The 16,621-nt window shown below is 61.3% G+C and carries 19 protein-coding genes; 9 read left to right on the forward strand and 10 right to left on the reverse strand.

The genetic code is table 11. The features are described 5' to 3' along the window. The first annotated feature begins 17 nt into the window (after positions 1–17). Complete coding sequence (sutA, locus tag ACQRBT_RS10140; RefSeq protein ID WP_060753621.1) at positions 18–344, forward strand: transcriptional regulator SutA; 327 nt, start codon at positions 18–20, stop codon at positions 342–344. A 200-nt stretch (positions 345–544) separates the two neighbouring features. On the opposite strand, the gene ACQRBT_RS10145 is transcribed toward sutA, so the two are convergent. From ACQRBT_RS10145 to lptM, 6 genes are read right to left on the reverse strand one after another with little or no spacing between them, the layout of a single operon-like run. After that, on the reverse strand, positions 545–1,240 hold the full coding sequence (locus ACQRBT_RS10145) for an HAD family hydrolase (protein ID WP_412046207.1): 696 nt from the start codon (positions 1,238–1,240) through the stop codon (positions 545–547). Then, positions 1,237–2,136, reverse strand: coding sequence for a tyrosine recombinase XerC (gene xerC, locus ACQRBT_RS10150; protein WP_060753619.1), 900 nt, complete (start codon positions 2,134–2,136; stop codon positions 1,237–1,239). Before xerC ends, ACQRBT_RS10145 begins: the two co-directional genes overlap by 4 nt. 2 nt (positions 2,137–2,138) lie before the next feature. After that, positions 2,139–2,855 (reverse strand): DUF484 family protein, encoded by a 717-nt coding sequence (locus tag ACQRBT_RS10155; protein WP_060753618.1) that lies wholly within the window; start codon positions 2,853–2,855, stop codon positions 2,139–2,141. A 13-nt stretch (positions 2,856–2,868) separates the two neighbouring features. Next, positions 2,869–3,699 (reverse strand): diaminopimelate epimerase, encoded by an 831-nt coding sequence (gene dapF / locus ACQRBT_RS10160; RefSeq protein ID WP_090368005.1) that lies wholly within the window; start codon positions 3,697–3,699, stop codon positions 2,869–2,871. A gap of 3 nt (positions 3,700–3,702) precedes the next feature. Next, the gene (lysA, locus tag ACQRBT_RS10165) at positions 3,703–4,950 is read right to left on the reverse strand and encodes a diaminopimelate decarboxylase (RefSeq protein ID WP_104995005.1); all 1,248 of its coding nucleotides are present in this window, start codon (positions 4,948–4,950) and stop codon (positions 3,703–3,705) included. A gap of 9 nt (positions 4,951–4,959) precedes the next feature. Next, entirely contained in the window at positions 4,960–5,130 is a 171-nt protein-coding gene (gene lptM / locus ACQRBT_RS10170) for an LPS translocon maturation chaperone LptM (protein WP_078739734.1), read from the reverse strand. A 238-nt stretch (positions 5,131–5,368) separates the two neighbouring features. Here lptM and cyaY point away from each other — a divergent pair, with 238 nt between their 5' ends. The 3 genes from cyaY (at position 5,369) to rnk (ending at position 6,466) form a co-directional block, all read left to right on the forward strand. Next, on the forward strand, positions 5,369–5,701 hold the full coding sequence (gene cyaY, locus ACQRBT_RS10175; protein ID WP_060753615.1) for an iron donor protein CyaY: 333 nt from the start codon (positions 5,369–5,371) through the stop codon (positions 5,699–5,701). Between the two features lie 2 nt (positions 5,702–5,703). Further along, on the forward strand, positions 5,704–5,922 hold the full coding sequence (locus tag ACQRBT_RS10180) for a DUF1289 domain-containing protein (protein WP_412046206.1): 219 nt from the start codon (positions 5,704–5,706) through the stop codon (positions 5,920–5,922). Between the two features lie 130 nt (positions 5,923–6,052). Then, the gene (rnk, locus tag ACQRBT_RS10185; RefSeq protein ID WP_060753614.1) at positions 6,053–6,466 is read left to right on the forward strand and encodes a nucleoside diphosphate kinase regulator; all 414 of its coding nucleotides are present in this window, start codon (positions 6,053–6,055) and stop codon (positions 6,464–6,466) included. On the opposite strand, the gene ACQRBT_RS10190 is transcribed toward rnk, so the two are convergent. The 3 genes from ACQRBT_RS10190 to ACQRBT_RS10200 all read right to left on the reverse strand — a co-directional run bounded on the left by ACQRBT_RS10190 (position 6,463) and on the right by ACQRBT_RS10200 (position 10,161). Further along, positions 6,463–9,303 carry a class I adenylate cyclase gene (locus ACQRBT_RS10190; protein WP_161548615.1) on the reverse strand — a complete coding sequence of 947 codons (2,841 nt, stop codon included), beginning with the start codon at positions 9,301–9,303 and terminating at the stop codon, positions 6,463–6,465. The two genes, rnk and ACQRBT_RS10190, sit on opposite strands and share 4 nt — an antisense overlap. A 169-nt stretch (positions 9,304–9,472) precedes the next feature. Continuing rightward, entirely contained in the window at positions 9,473–9,724 is a 252-nt protein-coding gene (locus ACQRBT_RS10195; protein WP_060753612.1) for a TIGR02647 family protein, read from the reverse strand. 152 nt (positions 9,725–9,876) lie between these two features. After that, positions 9,877–10,161 (reverse strand): hypothetical protein, encoded by a 285-nt coding sequence (locus ACQRBT_RS10200; RefSeq protein ID WP_060753611.1) that lies wholly within the window; start codon positions 10,159–10,161, stop codon positions 9,877–9,879. Positions 10,162–10,287: 126 nt separating this feature from the next. Between ACQRBT_RS10200 and ACQRBT_RS10205 the strand changes: the two genes are divergently transcribed. Then, the gene (locus tag ACQRBT_RS10205; protein WP_104995003.1) at positions 10,288–10,947 is read left to right on the forward strand and encodes a glutathione S-transferase family protein; all 660 of its coding nucleotides are present in this window, start codon (positions 10,288–10,290) and stop codon (positions 10,945–10,947) included. Positions 10,948–11,005: 58 nt separating this feature from the next. Here the strand turns inward: ACQRBT_RS10205 and argH are convergent, their stop codons facing one another. Continuing rightward, a complete protein-coding gene (gene argH / locus ACQRBT_RS10210; RefSeq protein ID WP_034110688.1) occupies positions 11,006–12,400 on the reverse strand; it encodes an argininosuccinate lyase in 1,395 nt (464 codons plus the stop codon). A 503-nt stretch (positions 12,401–12,903) separates the two neighbouring features. Between argH and ACQRBT_RS10215 the strand changes: the two genes are divergently transcribed. The 4 genes from ACQRBT_RS10215 to ACQRBT_RS10230 all read left to right on the forward strand — a co-directional run bounded on the left by ACQRBT_RS10215 (position 12,904) and on the right by ACQRBT_RS10230 (position 16,616). Beyond that, entirely contained in the window at positions 12,904–13,650 is a 747-nt protein-coding gene (locus ACQRBT_RS10215; protein WP_060753609.1) for a LytR/AlgR family response regulator transcription factor, read from the forward strand. Positions 13,651–13,788: 138 nt separating this feature from the next. Then, positions 13,789–14,730: a hydroxymethylbilane synthase gene (gene hemC / locus ACQRBT_RS10220; RefSeq protein ID WP_244701079.1), complete on the forward strand. Its 942-nt coding sequence runs from the start codon at positions 13,789–13,791 to the stop codon at positions 14,728–14,730. After that, on the forward strand, positions 14,727–15,485 hold the full coding sequence (locus ACQRBT_RS10225) for a uroporphyrinogen-III synthase (RefSeq protein WP_412046205.1): 759 nt from the start codon (positions 14,727–14,729) through the stop codon (positions 15,483–15,485). The genes hemC and ACQRBT_RS10225 overlap by 4 nt, the downstream gene beginning before the upstream one ends. Positions 15,486–15,503: 18 nt before the next feature. Further along, positions 15,504–16,616, forward strand: coding sequence for a uroporphyrinogen-III C-methyltransferase (locus tag ACQRBT_RS10230; protein ID WP_090368016.1), 1,113 nt, complete (start codon positions 15,504–15,506; stop codon positions 16,614–16,616). The last annotated feature ends 5 nt before the right edge of the window (positions 16,617–16,621 follow it).

Genomic DNA, 16,621 nt, shown 5'->3' on the forward strand with positions numbered 1-16,621 from the left:
AAGTCATGAGGTAGAACATGAGCGACGATGATCTGGAAAACGACGACCTCGAAGTCGGTGACGACGACGACACCGAAGAAGGTCTTGAAGCCGCGGCGGAAGACGTTGCTGAAGACGACGGTGGCGATGATGTACCTGTTCCTGCGGCCAAAGGCAAAGCCAAGGCTGCGGTTTCGGTAGACGAACTGCCGAGTGTTGAAGCCAAGAACAAAGAGCGCGACGCGCTGGCCCGTGCGATGGAAGAGTTCCTCGCCAAAGGTGGCAAAGTGCAGGAAGTCGAGGCTAACGTGGTGGCAGACCCACCGAAGAAGCCGGATAACAAGTACGGCAGCCGACCTATCTGAGGTCAGCCACCTGCTTGTAAGAAAAAGCCCGCCGTCGCTGCGGGCTTTTTCATGCCCTGGTCATTGTAGTGAGCGGGCTTGCCCCGCGCTGGGGGGCAAAGCCGCCCTAAACCCAGGCGCCTCGGTCTTTCTGAAATACCGCGATGTCCTTGTTGGGGCGGCTTCGCCCCCCAGCGCGGGGCAAGCCCGCTCACTACAAGTTATTGCCAGCGGGCGAGCAGTGGCGGTAACTCGGTCAGGCTGCGGATCTCCGCGTCCGGACGCTTGTCCGCTTCCCACGCCTTGCCCGTCGGGTTGAACCACACCGCCCGAAGGCCCGCCTGCTGCGCCCCAGCGATGTCATCCCCCGGATGATCGCCAATATGCACCGCCTGGTCGGCATCCACGCCACCCCGCTGCAATGCCTCTTGAAACAGTCGCGCATCCGGCTTGGCAATGCCGATATCTTCAGCGCGCAGGGCGAAGTGAAAGTAGTCCGCCAGCCCCACACGTTGCACATCGGCATTGCCATTGGTGATCACCCCCAGCAGGAAGTGCTGGCGCAAGGCTTGAAGCATGGGCTCGGCCTCGGGAAAAGGGGTGAGTTGATGACGCGCATGGATGAAGGCTTCGAAGCATATGTCCGCCATCTGTGCGGCTTCAGGCGGTGGATAGCCGGCCTCTTCAAATGCGTGCAGCAGTATCCGGTGACGCAGGATGCTGATGCGATGCTTCAACTCGGGATGGCGCTCCAGCACTTGCTGGCGCAGGCTGGCGAAATGCTCAAGCGGCAGGTCGCCGACCTTGGCGGCATGGGTCGCCAGCCATTCGCGCATCGACGCTTCGGCACTGATAATGACGGGGACGTTGTCCCACAGGGTGTCGTCCAGGTCGAAAGTGATCAGCTTGATACTCATGAGTCGCCGCCCTTGATACGTTTGGCCCGAGGATGGGCGCTGTCGTATACCGTTGCCAGGTGTTGGAAATCGAGGTGGGTGTAGATCTGCGTGGTCTTGATATCGGAGTGGCCGAGCAGCTCCTGTACCGCACGCAGGTCCTGGGAGGATTCGAGCAGATGGCTGGCAAAGGAGTGGCGCAGCATGTGTGGATGCAGGTTCTGCCCCAATTCTCGCTCTCCGGCCGCCTTGACCCGCAGTTGGATTGCCCGTGGTCCGAGGCGCCGGCCCTGTTGACTGATAAACACAGCATCGTCCACCGGGTTGGCCAGGGCGCGCAGCGGCAGCCACAGTTGCAACGCTTCTCGGGCTTTGCGGCCCACCGGCAGCACGCGGGTCTTGCTGCCCTTGCCGAGCACTTGCACCAGGCCGTCGGCCAGGTCCAGTTGGTCAAGGTTCAGGCCGGTCAGTTCCGATAGCCGCAGGCCAGAGGAGTAGAACAGCTCAAGGATCGCCTGGTCGCGATGGGCGAGGAAGTCGTCTTCAACGGCGCCATCGAGCAATTGCAGGGCGCGATCGGTATCCAGCGTCTTCGGCAGGCGTCGTTCGCCCTTCGGCGGAGAGAGGCCATTGGCCGGGTCGTGGTCGCACAGACCCTCGCGGTTCAGAAAGTGATACAGGCCACGCACCGCTGATAGCAGGCGTGACAGGCTGCGCGAAGATTGGCCGGCCTGGTGCAGGCGGGCGATCAGGCTGCGCAGGCTCTGGATATCCAGGGCTTTCCAGCTGGTGATCTGCTGTTTTTTACAGTGTGCCAGGACCTTGTCCAGGTCCCGCCGATAGGCTTGCAGGGTATGGGGCGACACCTGGCGCTCGTTGCGCAGGTGAGCGCAATAAGCGTCCAGTTGCCGTTCCATGGCTAGCGCACCGCGCGCAAGGTGCTGGTGAAGCGCGGTAATACGCGGCCAAGCACTTCGGCGATGTAGGTCAGGAACAACGTGCCCACCGAGCTCTTGTAGTGCGCAGGATCCCGACTGGCGATGGCCAATACGCCATGCAGGCCCTGGTGGCTGAGGGCGACCACGGCGGTGGAGCCGATCTGCTTGCGTTGTTCGGCACCAAACAGGAAGTCCAGCTCGTGTTCGCGCAAGGTGCCGCTGATGGTCTTGCCTTCGGACAGCAGGCCACCGATAGCGGTCTGTGCCTCGCCACCGCTGACCCAGCGACCCACCGGCATCGGGTTATCGCTGAACAGGATCAGGCTGACAAACGGGACCTGGAAGTCCTGGCGCAGGCTGTCTTCCACGGCGATCACCGTCTCTTCCAGGCTGTTGGCGTCCATCAGGGTCAGGATCAGGCGGCGTGTCTTGTCGAACAGGCGGTCATTGTCGCGGGCCACGTCCATCAGATGGGAGAGCCGATGGCGCATTTCGATATTGCGCTCGCGCAGGATGTTCATCTGGCGCTCAACCAGCGAAACGGTGTCGCCGCGCCGGTGAGGGATGCGCAGCGCCGGCAGCAGTTCTTCGTGATCGACGAAAAAGTCCGGATGAGCCTCAAGGTACGCCGCGACGGCAGCGGCCTCCAGACTGTCGGTTGGGGATGCTTGTGCGGGTACTTGAGGCTTATCGGTCATTGGTTTGGCTCACTCATAGACGGACCTGTCCTTCGTATACGCGCGAGGCCGGCCCGGTCATCATCACCGGGTGGCCAGGGCCTGCCCATTCGATGGACAAGCGTCCGCCGGGCAGGTCGATCAGCAACGGCGAATCCATCCACCCCTGGCTGATCGCGGCCACGGCAGCGGCGCAAGCACCGGTACCGCAAGCCTGAGTTTCGCCGGCGCCGCGTTCCCATACACGCAATTGCGCGCGGGAACGGTCGATCACCTGCAGGAAGCCCACATTGACCCGTGCCGGAAAGCGCGGGTGATGTTCGATTTTCGGCCCCAATTCATGCACAGGAGCGTTGTTGATGTCATTGACCCGCAGCACGGCATGCGGGTTGCCCATGGAGACGGCAGCGATGTCGACGTTCTTGCCGTCAACCTCCAGCGCGTAGCTTGCGGCCTGCTCGGTAGCCTGGAACGGAATGTCTGCCGGCACCAGGCGGGGCTCGCCCATGTTGACGCTGATCTGGCCGTCGTTGCGGACATCCAGTTCAATCACGCCGCCCTTGGTCTCGACGCGAATCTGGCGTTTGGCGGTCAGGCGCTTGTCCAGCACGAAGCGCGCAAAGCAACGTGCACCGTTGCCGCACTGTTCCACTTCGGAACCGTCGGAGTTGAAGATCCGATAACGGAAATCCACCTCCGGGTTGCTCGGCGCCTCGACGATCAGCAGCTGGTCGAAGCCAATGCCGGTGTGACGGTCGCCCCACTGTTTGGCGTGTTTGGGCTGGATGTGCGCGTGCTGGCTGACCAGGTCGAGGACCATGAAGTCATTGCCCAGCCCGTGCATCTTGGTAAAACGCAGCAGCATGGCTTACTCCGGCAGCAGGCTTTCGCCAGCATACAACTCGGCTACCGTCTCGCGGCGACGCACTTCGAACGCTTGATCACCGTCCACCAGCACCTCGGCGGTACGGCCGCGGGTGTTGTAGTTGGAACTCATGACAAACCCATAGGCACCCGCCGAATGTACGGCCAGCAGGTCGCCTTCTTCCAGGGCCAACTGACGATCCTTGGCCAGGAAATCGCCGGTCTCGCAGATCGGGCCGACGATGTCGTAGGCGCGTGCAACACCTTCGCGTGGTGTTACAGCGGTGACGTTCATCCAGGCCTGGTACAGCGCCGGGCGGATCAGGTCGTTCATCGCCGCGTCGACGATGGCGAAATCCTTGTGCTCGGTGTGCTTGAGGTACTCGACCTGGGTCAGCAGCACGCCGGCATTGGCAACGATGTAGCGGCCCGGCTCGAACATCAGCGTCAGGCCGCGGCCCTCGATGCGCTGGAGTGCTGCCTTGATGTAGTCGGCCACCAGCGGCGGCTCTTCGTCGCGATAACGCACGCCCACACCACCACCGAGGTCGATGTGGTGCAGGTAGATACCACATTCGCCGAGACGGTCGACCAGTGCCAGCAGGCGGTCGAGGGCGTCCAGGAACGGTGGCAGCGTGGTCAGTTGCGAGCCGATGTGGCAGTCAACACCCAGCACTTCCAGGTTGGGCAGTTGGGCGGCGCGGATGTACACGTCTTCGGCGTCGGCAATGGCGATGCCGAACTTGTTCTCTTTGAGACCGGTGGAAATGTACGGGTGGGTGCCGGCATCGACGTCCGGGTTGACGCGCAGGGAGATCGGCGCACGAACACCCATCTCGGCGGCGACCACTTGCAGGCGCTCAAGCTCGTCGGTGGATTCGACGTTGAAGCAATGCACGCCGACTTCCAGCGCACGGCGCATGTCTTCGCGGGTTTTGCCGACGCCGGAAAACACGATCTTGTCCGCTTTGCCACCGGCTGCCAGCACGCGTTCCAGCTCGCCACGGGAGACGATGTCGAAACCGGCGCCCAGGCGCGCCAGGACATTCAGTACACCCAGGTTGGAATTGGCCTTGACCGCGTAGCACACCAGGCTTGGTGTGCCTTCCAGCGCGTCGGCAAAGCTGCGGTATTGGGCTTCGATATGCGCACGGGAGTACACATAGGTCGGGGTGCCAAAGCGCTCGGCAATCGCGGACAACGCCACGCCTTCCGCGAACAGCTCGCCGTCCCGGTAGTTAAAAGCGTCCATGGAGTTCCCTTATTCGTAGGTGTCGTGCTTATGCGCTTTGGATGGCTTTTGCGACGATTGTGCCTGGTCGTTCGGGTCTTTGCTGTCATCCGGCAGGTACAGCGGGCCTTTTTGACCACAGGCACTAACGAGGCAAGCAACCGCGACGAGCGCAGCAAGGGAAGAGATCAGGCGCTTCATGGCGAAATCCTTGAATATGCATTAATTGCGCCCGAGTATACCGACCACCCGCCAGCTTGCCTATGCGCTGAAATACCCGTCCGGCGGGGGTTTGCCGAGACGGCCGGGAAGCGTACTACGCTGCTTGAGGATATTTCACGCCGCCAATCGTGTTGAAATCGGTATCCTTTGCAATCGGCGAAGCTCGCCCGTATGGTGCGGCGCTTGAGCAGAACCAGACACTTTTGAGGTTGCCACAATGAGTTTGACCGAAGCCCGTTTTCACGACTTGGTGGATTCGACCCAGCAGGCGCTGGAAGATATTTTCGACGACAGCGGCCTGGACGTGGATCTGGAAAATTCGGCTGGCGTGCTGACGGTCAAGTTCGAGAGCGGCCAGCAGCTGATCTTCAGTCGTCAGGAGCCGCTGCGTCAGCTCTGGCTGGCGGCGCGTTCTGGTGGTGTTCACTTCGACTACGACGAAGAAAGCGGCAAATGGCAGTGCGACAAGAGTGAAGAGCTGCTGAGCGAGATGCTCACGCGCCTGGTCAACGACTACACCGGCGTCGAGCTGGACTTCGACGAGATCTGACGGTGACCCAGCCCGCACCTGCACGCCCGCCAAAGCCACTGTTCAGTAATGTCAGCCCGGCGGTGCCGTCACCTTGTATCAGTTTGTGTCGACTGGATGAGCAGAAAGTCTGCCTTGGCTGCTTTCGTCACGTGGAAGACATCCGTGAATGGCGCTCTGCCGACGATTCCCGGCGCCGGGTGATTTGTGCCGAAGCCGAGCAGCGCAGGGCGCGTGGCTGAGGCCGTCTTGTTTATTTGTGACGCTGTGGTAGTGTCCGGATACACCTCAACTCATCGAGGTCCGCGAGAACCCCGCCTTTTTTGGCGGGGTTTTGCTTTTTTGTGCAGAAAAAAGGAGTCTGCCTGAATCATGACCACCGCACCTTCCATCATCCTCACCCGTCTTGACGTGCAGCGCCTGGAGCAATTGATCGACCGCTTGGGCGACGAGTCTCCCGGCGTCGAAGCGTTGCAAGCCGAACTCGACCGCGCCGAAGACGTGGTTGGTCACGATGAAGTGCCTGCGGGTGTCGTGACCATGAACTCCAGCGTGCATTGTCGCGAGCAAGGCAGCGGCAAGGACTACCACCTGACCCTGGTCTACCCGAAACACGCGAACGCCGATGAAGGCAAAATCTCGATCCTGGCACCGGTGGGCAGTGCGTTGCTCGGCCTGCAGATAGGCCAGCACATCGACTGGCCGGCACCGGGCGGCAAGACCCTCAAGCTGGAGTTGCTCAGCGTTGAAGGCCAGCCCAAGGATGGCGGCGCCTTTCCTCTCTAAACCTGGTTCAGCGCCTTGTTGAGCGAGAGTTCGAGCTCGGCCTTGTAGCGCAGATACAGGTTGCTCGGGCTTTGCACGTCACCGAGCAGGCCCGAGAGGTCCAGGTCGGTGATGTAGCAGCGGTAGCGCTCGGCTTCGCGGCGTTGCCCGACGATCTCCTGGGCGACCACGGCAAACAGTTGGTCGCCAAATTCCAGTTCGGAAAACTCGCGCTGATTGCAGTACAGCGTGATGCCCACTCGGCCGTGAGCGGCTTTGCCGATAATCGCCTGTACCTCATAAAACGCTTTGTCGGCCGGGGTCGAAGGTGCCGGCCGAGGCTCGATGCCGCGTGCACGGGTGCTGCCGGACGGCAATAGCTGGTAATACAGGGTTCGCACTTCGCCCAGCGGTTGTTGCGTGTCCAGGGACGACAGGGCTTCGCGGCGATAGATGATCGATTGAAGGAAACGTTGCAACGGTGCCAACAGGCTCTGTTCGTCATGAAAGGGCAGGCGTTGCTGCCAGAGCGCATTGAACTCATCCAGTACGTACAACTCGGCATGACCTTCATTGACCCGGTAGAACACCTGTACGCAATCGGCCAGGCCCATGGGCAGCAGCAACGCCAAGTCGTGGTCTTCCAGGGCCATGGCGTCCAGGTGCAGCGGGCTGTAGCTGGCGAGTTCTTCGCTGAGGTAGGCGATCAGTGCGTCCTGGGTTGGCAGCGACACATGGTTGGCCTGCCCCGGCACCAGTTCCATCACGTGATAATGCTGCTGCACCTGGAGCAGGTAACGGTGATTGCCTTGGCCGATCAGCAGGTTTTGTGCGGTATCGAAGATTTCTTCGACGCGCTGGGCAATGAACTGCGCACGGTTGTGGCAGAAGCAGCGTACCCGCAACCTGGGCAAGTGATTCGGCGGCAGTTGGTTGAGGTAGTCACGCAAGCATTCGAGCAGCGCGTGGGGGCCGTCGTAACGGCTGACCATCACCTCGTTCCAGCTATTGAGCGTGACCTGATCCAGGGTCAGCACGAGGTTGTCGCGTACACCGGCATAGCTGAGCGAGTCGGTGCGCTCGGTGGTCATCAGGATGTTCAGGTCGCGGTGATGTTTGAGCGGGTCGACGCCGACATTGATCAGCAACAACACTTCTTCCGGAACCGCCGAACGCAGCAGGCGTTCTTCATCGACGCTGACCAAGGGCAGGGCGATGGTCTGCTGCAGGCTGCCCAGCAGGTTGAACAGCTCGAACTCCGTCATGTCACTGGTGCCCGGGTGCAGCGCCAGGCGGGTGCTGCTGTCGATCACGCCGTTGCGATGGCACCAGGTGAGCATTTCCAGCAGGTCGCGGCTGCGCTTGATCGGCGCGAAGTGCTCCCATTCCAAGGCCGTAAGGTTACCGTTATACAGGCCCCAGTAATGCCGGCCGGGTTCTTTGCGGTTGGGCGATTGCACCAGGGTCAGGGTGTCTTCGGCCAGGTCCGGGGCGATGCCGGGGTTGATGAACTCGACCTTGCCGGCCTTGCGTTCAAAGGCTGCATATAAGCGTCGACCCAGCACATTGAGATCACGTCGGTTGATCGGGCTGACGGTCTTCTCGGTGCGGGCGAACTGGGTCAGGAAGCGGTAGCTGTAATTGAGCTCATTGACCAACGCCCGGCGTTCCAGCGCGACCTGGCGCACTTTCCACTGGCTGCGGCTGTCCAGCAGGGTCAGCTGACGCGGGTCCCAGCCCCACTCGTGGGCCAGCCGTTCCAGCAGCAGGCGTTGCCAACTGGTGGTGCGCTGGCCGGCGCTGAGTTTGCGGTTGACCTTCAAGTACAGCGCGCGTCGCACCAGCTCAAGACGTTCCGGCTCGTTGCGGGCCTTGAGGTACTCCTCGATCCGCCGATAGACCACGATGTACGGGTCCAACTCATCCAGGTCCAACTGGTTGGCGAACACCGCCCGTTTGAAGCGCAGGCTCAGGCACTGCACGTTCGGGTGTTCGCTGGCGTAGACCTCGGTCAGCAGCAACTTGAGCACCGACTTGTAGGGCGACTCGATGCCCTTGAACAGTTGCCAGAGGCCGGCGCCAATGAACTCGCCTGGAGGAATGTACGCCAGGTGGCCCAGATCGAGGGTTTCGTCGGCGCGGATAAAGCGCTTGGAAATCAGCGCATGGGTGAACTCGGCATAGCGGGTTTCTTCATACACCGGCACCAGCCACCAGATCGGCGTGCGCCCGGCCAGCCAGATGGCGGTGCGGTAGAACTCATCCAGCAGCAGGTAATGCTGGGTGGTCCCGCAGTCGTCGGAGCTGAGCTGCGTATCACGCTCACCCAGTACAAAGCGCGTCGGTTCGATCAGGAAGAAGTGCGCCTCGGTGCCCATGGTCAGGGCCCAGGCTTCCAGTAGCTGGCACTTTTTACGTAGCTCGGCCAGTTCGTTGTCGTTGAGGTCCGGGGCGTGGCACACCCACACGTCCATATCGCTTTGATCCGCCTGGGCCAGGGTGCCGAGGCTGCCCATCAGGAACAGGCCGTGGATCGGCCTGGGCTGATTGACCGGGCGTGGCTTGTAGGAGAACGAGCGAGTCAGGCGTTGGGCTTCATTGAGGGCTTGGGCGTCGGGCTCGAAGTTGGACAGGCCGGCCGGGGTGCTGCCGGACACGTAGCCAGGCAACAGCGGGTGATTGACGTGGAAAAACAGCGGCAACATCGCCAAGACGCTCTGCTGGCGTGGTGTCAGCCCTTCGACGGCGCGGGCCATGCGGCCCTCGTTCAGGGTCATGAAGCGTGCGCGCAACTGGGCCAGCACCTTGCGGTCGATGCCTTCATCCAGATCGGGGCGGATTTCGTGGGTGCGGGTCATTTCGCGGCGTTGGCTCGAAGAGCCCGACATGGGCGGCCGTGTAGGAGTTTACAGTCAGAAGGGTAGGAGGTTTAGAGGGGAAAAGGCTTTTTGGCGCCAGATTTTTCACTATTACACAGCAATGCCCTCGGAATCCGCAGCCAGCGGACTCCGTGGGCGGTATCAGGTCTCAGGCGGCTTCTTTCTTCGTGGTGCTCAGAATAGTCAGCAGGCCTTGGGCGTGCTCGGCTGCATCCCGACCGAGGCTTGTCAGGTAGCCGCCGTCGGGTTGGGTGATCAGCTCTTTTTCAAACAGGCGCCTGGCAGCGGCGATGGCAGTGGGGGCAGCGGTCTGGTGGACTTTAAGACCTTCCTGGGAGCTGTCCAGGTTGAAGAGTGCAAGGATTTCCAGTTCGGCAACCAACTCAGGGGTATACGACATAAGGACTCCAGACTTTCTAGAATTTATTAGAGGCTAGCAGGACATAAGGTGAACGCACTTTGCCGGGCTGTCCAGTCACAAACTCCTGGGTCTTGATATGGCGCAAGTTTGTGGCGAGGAAGCGGGCTTCCCTGCCACCAATATCCCTGGATTCAGGCGTTTTCCGGAGGCAGGTCGGGCAATGCACGCAGCGCGGTTTCGTACCATTGGGTATCGAATGCGCGGTCTTCTTCGAGCATCTTGTCGATTTCGACAGCCAATACATGGGCCATGAGATTCAGAATGTCTTCGCGCTCGTAACCTACCAGCGTCAGCTTGTTGAAAGTGGCCTTGGCGGCAGGCGGGTTGTCGCTCTCGATCTGGTTTTCAATCGCCTGGGTCAGCGTGCTTTCGGTGAACTCTTCTTCGTCGTTGTCGATATCGGTCGGCTCGCTCATGGCAGGCTCCTCAAGGAAAGGACGCCAGTCTACGCCCATTCAGGCAAGTGATGCTGCTGGCAAGGTCGGGTTCGGGAGGCTATAACGCTTGCAGCCAACCCCACACATGGCATGGAGGCACGCGCAATGCTCAAGCTTTACGGTTTTTCGGTCAGTAACTACTACAACATGGTCAAACTGGCGCTGATGGAGAAAGGGCTGCCGTTTGAGGAAGTGCTGTTTTTCCCAGGCCAGACTCCAGAGGCGCTGGCGGTAAGCCCGCGTGGCAAAGTGCCGGTGCTGGGCGTGAAGCAGGGTTTCATCAATGAGACCAGCGTGATCCTTGAATATATCGAGCAAACCCAGGAAGGCCCTGCCCTGTTGCCGGGCGAGCCGTTTCAGCGCGCCCAGGTGTTGGCGTTGTGCCGGGAAATTGAACTGTATATCGAGTTACCGGCCCGCGCGTGTTTTGCCGAGGCATTTTTCGGTATGCCGGTGCCGGACGCAATCAAGGAGAAATCCAAGGCTGATTTGCTGTTGGGGATCGCATCATTAGGGCGCCACGGCAAATTTGCACCGTATGTGGCGGGTGAGAGTTTGACGATTGCCGACCTCTATTTCATGTACAGCGTGAACCTTGCCTGTGCGGTAGGCGAAAAGCTGTTCGGGCTGGATTTTCTGGAAGGTCTGGAGAAGGCCAAGGCGTTGCTGGAGCGACTGCACGCCATGCCTAATGCCCAGAAGGTGGCGGCGGACAGGGAAGCGGCGATGCCAGCATTTTTGGCGATGATCGCTGCCAAGAAATAGTCAGCATGGGTGCTGTTCAAAATGTGGGAGGGAGCAAGCCCCCTCCCACAAGCATGCATCAGCGGCTGGCGAGCAGGGCCTGGCCGCGCGCGACGGCTGCCTTGACCTGCGCCGGCGCAGTGCCGCCCACGTGGTTGCGGGCGTTGACCGAGCCTTCCAGGGTCAGCACGGCAAACACGTCCTGCTCGATCTGGTCGCTGAACTGGCGCAGCTCTTCCAGACTCATTTCCGCCAAGTCCTTGCCGGTATCCACGCCGTATTTGACGGCATGCCCGACGATTTCATGGCAGTCACGGAACGGCAGGCCACGGCGCACCAGGTAGTCCGCCAGGTCGGTCGCGGTGGAGAACCCACGCAGGGCCGCTTCACGCATGATTGCGTGCTTGGGCTTGATCGCCGGGATCATGTCGGCAAAGGCGCGCAGCGAGTCGCGCAGGGTATCGGCCGCGTCGAACAGCGGCTCCTTGTCTTCCTGGTTGTCCTTGTTGTAGGCCAGCGGCTGGCCTTTCATCAGGGTCAGCAGGCCCATCAGTGCACCGAACACGCGACCGCTTTTGCCGCGCACCAGCTCGGGCACATCGGGGTTTTTCTTTTGCGGCATGATCGAGCTGCCGGTGCAGAAGCGGTCTGGCAGGTCGATGAATTGGAATTGCGCGCTGGTCCACAGCACCAGCTCTTCGGAAAAGCGCGACAGGTGCATCATCGCGATGCTGGCTGCGGCGCAGAATTCGATGGCGAAGTCACGGTCCGACACGCCGTCCAGGGAGTTGCCGCCAACGGCGTCAAAACCTAGCAGTTGTGCGGTGTACTCACGATCGATCGGGTACGTGGTACCGGCCAGCGCGGCGCTGCCCAGCGGCATGCGGTTGGCACGTTTGCGGCAATCCACCAGGCGCTCGTAGTCGCGGCTGAGCATTTCGAACCAGGCCAGCAGGTGGTGGCCGAAGGTTACAGGCTGTGCAGTCTGCAGATGGGTGAAGCCGGGCATGATGGTGTCCGATTCGCGCTCGGCCTGCTCCAGCAAACCTTTTTGCAGGCGGGTGATCTCGGACAGGATCAGGTCGATTTCGTCGCGCAGCCACAGGCGGATATCGGTGGCCACCTGGTCGTTACGGCTGCGACCGGTATGCAGCTTCTTGCCGGTCACACCGATGCGATCGGTGAGGCGCGCTTCGATATTCATGTGCACGTCTTCCAGGTCGACGCGCCAGTCGAACGTACCGGCTTCGATCTCACCGCGAATGGTGGTCAGGCCGTCGATGATGCTGTCGCGCTCGGCGTCGGTCAGCACCCCGACCTTGGCCAGCATCGTGGCGTGGGCGATCGAGCCCATGATGTCGTGGCGGTACAGGCGCTGGTCGAAGGTGACGGAGGCGGTGAAGCGGGCGACGAAGGCGTCGACGGGTTCACTGAAGCGGCCGCCCCAGGACTGGTTGGTCTTGTCGGTGCTCATGGATTCGCTCGTGATCTGCTTAAAAGAGGCATGGAGGTGTACCGGCGATAATAACAGGGTTGCCTGGGGAGGCGGTGCTGCGGGTGGTCGGCATTTTTATTTGTACAAAGGGTGGCTAAGTGCCTTGCCGCCGAACGCGTCCGGGAAGAGACTGGAGCCAGATGTTTATTGAAACGATATTTGACGATTGAGCAATGTGGTCTCAGTGAGCGTCTACAGTTGCACTGATAGAGCGTGAATGCACCAAAGTCGGGTGATGCGGTCGAAACCCTGACTATCCATTAGAAAAGGGGGGTATTCGGATTGTGTATCAGTAAACCCTACGACGATGCCCTGAGGCAGGCGGTCTTGGGCGCAATTGAACAGGTCCGGGTAAATATGGGTGCCACTCTTGGGGCACTTTTTGCCGCTCGCGCTAGTCTTAGCGTGGATCGCTGTGACGCAAGTCACCGCACCTGTCTACGCTATCCTTGTGCGAGACTCACGCAGGAATCCAGCGCAATATGAATGTCCTGATCGTTGATGACGAACCCCAAGCCCGCGAGCGACTGAGCCGTTTGGTCAGTGAACTCGAGGGTTATACAGTCCTTGAACCGAGCGCCACCAACGGCGAGGAGGCGTTGACGCTGATCGACAGCCTCAAGCCGGATGTGGTGTTGCTCGATATCCGCATGCCAGGCCTGGATGGCCTGCAAGTCGCGGCTCGCTTGAGCGAGCGAGAGTCGCCACCCGCAGTGGTGTTGTGCGCCGCTCACGAAGAGTTCGCCGCACCCACGCTTGAGGCCAGTGGCGTCAGCTTCCTGGTCAAGCCGGTGACTGGCGAAGCCTTGCTCAAGGCCCTGAAAAAGGCCGAGCGCCCAAACCGCGTCCAACTCGGTGCCCTGACGCTGCCCGCCGCCCAAAGTGGCAACGGGCCGCGCAGCCATATCAGTGCGCGCACCCGCAAGGGTATCGAGCTGATCCCCTTGGACCAGGTGGTCTACTTTATTGCCGACCACAAATACGTGACCCTGCGGCACGAGGCGGGCGAGGTGTTGCTTGATGAGCCCCTCAAGGCCCTCGAGGATGAGTTCGGCGACCGCTTCGTGCGTATCCATCGCAACGCGTTGGTGGCCCGTGAGCGAATAGAGCGCCTGCAGCGCACCCCCCTTGGGCACTTTCAGCTGTTTTTGAAAGGGCTTAACGGTGATGCCCTGATCGTCAGCCGACGCCATGTCGCGGGTGTGCGCAAGATGATGCAGCAGCTTTAGCCCAAAGGCTGCGGCGAGGTTTTCAGCCCCGATCCCGGTGCGATGCGGCCAGGGAGGCCCCGCACTTGCTGATTCAAATCAAAGCGTGTCTGCCTGAGCTGTTATTATCTGCCGTATCTATTCAGTACGGATTGATCCATGTCCTCTCGCGAAATCCGCATCGCCACCCGTAAAAGCGCCTTGGCCTTGTGGCAGGCCGAATACGTCAAAGCACGTCTTGAACAGGCCCATCCGGGTCTCAAGGTGACCCTGGTGCCCATGGTCAGTCGCGGCGACAAACTGCTGGATTCGCCCCTGTCGAAGATCGGCGGCAAGGGTTTGTTCGTCAAGGAGCTGGAAACCGCACTGCTGGAAAACGAAGCCGATATCGCCGTGCACTCGATGAAAGACGTGCCCATGGACTTCCCCGAAGGCCTGGGCCTGTATTGCATCTGCGAACGCGAAGACCCGCGTGATGCGTTTGTTTCCAATACCCACAAGTCTCTGGACGAACTACCGTTGGGCAGTATCGTCGGCACCTCCAGCCTGCGTCGCCAGGCGCAGTTGCTCACCCGTCGCCCGGACCTGCAGATCCGCTTCCTGCGTGGCAATGTCAATACCCGCCTGGCCAAGCTGGACGCCGGAGAGTACGACGCGATCATTCTCGCGTCCGCCGGTTTGATCCGCCTGGGCTTCGAAGACCGCATCACTTCGCCGATCAGCGTCGAAGACAGCTTGCCCGCAGGCGGGCAGGGCGCCGTGGGCATCGAATGCCGTACCGCCGACAGTGAAATTCACGCCCTGCTCAAGCCCCTTGATCATCCGGATACTGAAGTCCGTGTCACCGCCGAGCGCGCCCTGAACAAGCACCTTAACGGGGGGTGCCAGGTGCCGATTGCCTGTTATGCCGTGCTTGAAGGTGAAAACCTTTGGCTGCGTGGCTTGGTAGGCGACCCGGACGGCGGCACGTTGCTCACCGCTCAAGTGCGTGGGCCACAGCGTGACGCCACAGCCTTGGGCATCCAGGTGGCTGAGGAACTGTTGGCCAAGGGTGCCGGCGCCATTCTGCAAAAGGTCTACGGTGAGGCGGGTCCGCAGTGACCCAGTGGCGTGTGCTGCTGACGCGGCCAGCCGAAGAGTCGATGGCGCTGGCGGCGTCATTGTCCGAGGCCGACATTTTCAGCAGCAGCCTGCCCTTGCTGGATATCGAAGCTTTGCCGGTCACGGCTGAGCAACAAGCTGTGTTTAGTGGCCTGGGCCGCTATTGTGCGGTGATTGTGGTGAGCAAGCCTGCCGCACGCCTGGCCTTGCAGCAGTTGGATCGAGTCTGGCCGCAACTGTCCTGGTTCAGTGTCGGCGCGGCCACCGCACAGGTACTGGCCGATCACGGCCTCAACGTTCAATATCCGCAAACCGGCGACGACAGCGAGGCCTTGCTTGCATTGCCGACCCTGCGTGAGGCTATCGCAGGCCCAGGCGCCCGTGTATTGATCCTGCGGGGTGAGGGCGGCCGAGAGCTGCTGGCTGAGCGTTTGCGCGAACAAGGTGCTAGTGTCGACTATCTGGAGTTGTATCGCCGTTTCTTGCCGGCTTATGACACTGGGGTGCTCATGCAACGCATCCAGTTGGAACGCTTGAACGGCGTGGTGGTCAGCAGTGGGCAGGGTTTGCTGCACCTGCAAGCCCTGGCCGGGCCGGACTGGCCACAGGTGGCACGGCTGCCATTGTTCGTGCCCAGCCCGCGAGTCTTTGAGATGGCGCGGGCTGTGGGCGCAGAAAAAGTTGTGGATTGTCGCGGTGCGAGTGCCGCGGCTTTGTTAGTGGCGTTACGGAGCTTTCCCGTTCCCACTCTCTGATACGCAAAGGACGGATACGTGAGCGAAACAGCCTTGCCTAAAGATGAAGCTCAGCCCGCGCTCGATGCGCCGGTTGCACCGGTCACCGAACCACGCCGTGGCAATGGCCTGGCGATCCTCGCCCTGCTGCTGGGCGCCGCAGGTGTTGCCGCCGGCGGCTGGGGAATCTGGCAGGTGCGCAGCCTGCAGGCCAGTAACCAGCAGCAGTTGAGCCAAGTGCAAAGCCTCGACGACCAATCCCAATCCTTCAAGCAGAGCCAGCAACAGCTGACGGCGCGGCTGGCGCAGTTGCCCAGTGCTGACGAGCTGGAGGAGCGCCGCCGCCTGGTGGCCCAGTTGCAGGGCGACCAGCAACGTTTGAGCCAGCGCCTGGAAACGGTGCTGGGCGCCAGCCGCAAGGATTGGCGTCTGGCCGAGGCCGAGCACCTGATTCGTCTGGCCAGTTTGCGTTTGTCCGCCCTGCAGGACATCAACAGCGCTCAGTCGCTGGTCCAGGGCGCCGACGAAATTATTCGCGAACAGAGCGATCCCGGCTCCTTCGCCGCCCGCGAGCAGTTGGCCAAGAGCCTTGCCGCGCTGCGTAGCACCGAGCAGCCGGACCGCACCGGGCTGTACTTGCAATTGGCCGCGCTGCGTGACCAGATTGTGCAACTGGCGGCTGTCGCACCTGAATACCAGCTCACCGAGCCTGCCTCCCAAGGGCGTCCGACCACCGATACAGACAACCGCTTGAGCGAATGGTGGGAGCAGATTTCCCGCTACTTCCGCATCGACTTCAACCCCGACGATAATATTCGCCCACTGCTGGCCGGCCAGGGCTTGAACCAGGTACGCCTGGCCCTGAGCCTGGCTCTGGAGCAAGCCCAATGGGCGGCGCTCAACGGTGAGGCGGCGGTGTACAGCCGCTCTCTGGCTGAGGCGCGCAGCGTGCTGCAGGACAACTTCAACCAGGACAACCCGCAGAGCAAAGCGATGCTGGCGCGTATCGCTGAACTGGAGCCCAAGGCAGTTTCGGTGGTGACGCCGGACCTGGCGGCAAGTCTCGCGGCAGTGCAGGCGTATCTTGAGCGTCGTCACCTGTCTGCCGATGAAGCCAAAGCATCGGCGGGCACGCCGGCGACCCAGGAGTAGAGCCG

Origin of the sequence: Pseudomonas sp. R19M (assembly GCF_050312585.1) — a bacterium.
In the GTDB taxonomy this organism is placed as follows: Bacteria; Pseudomonadota; Gammaproteobacteria; order Pseudomonadales; family Pseudomonadaceae; genus Aquipseudomonas; species Aquipseudomonas palleroniana.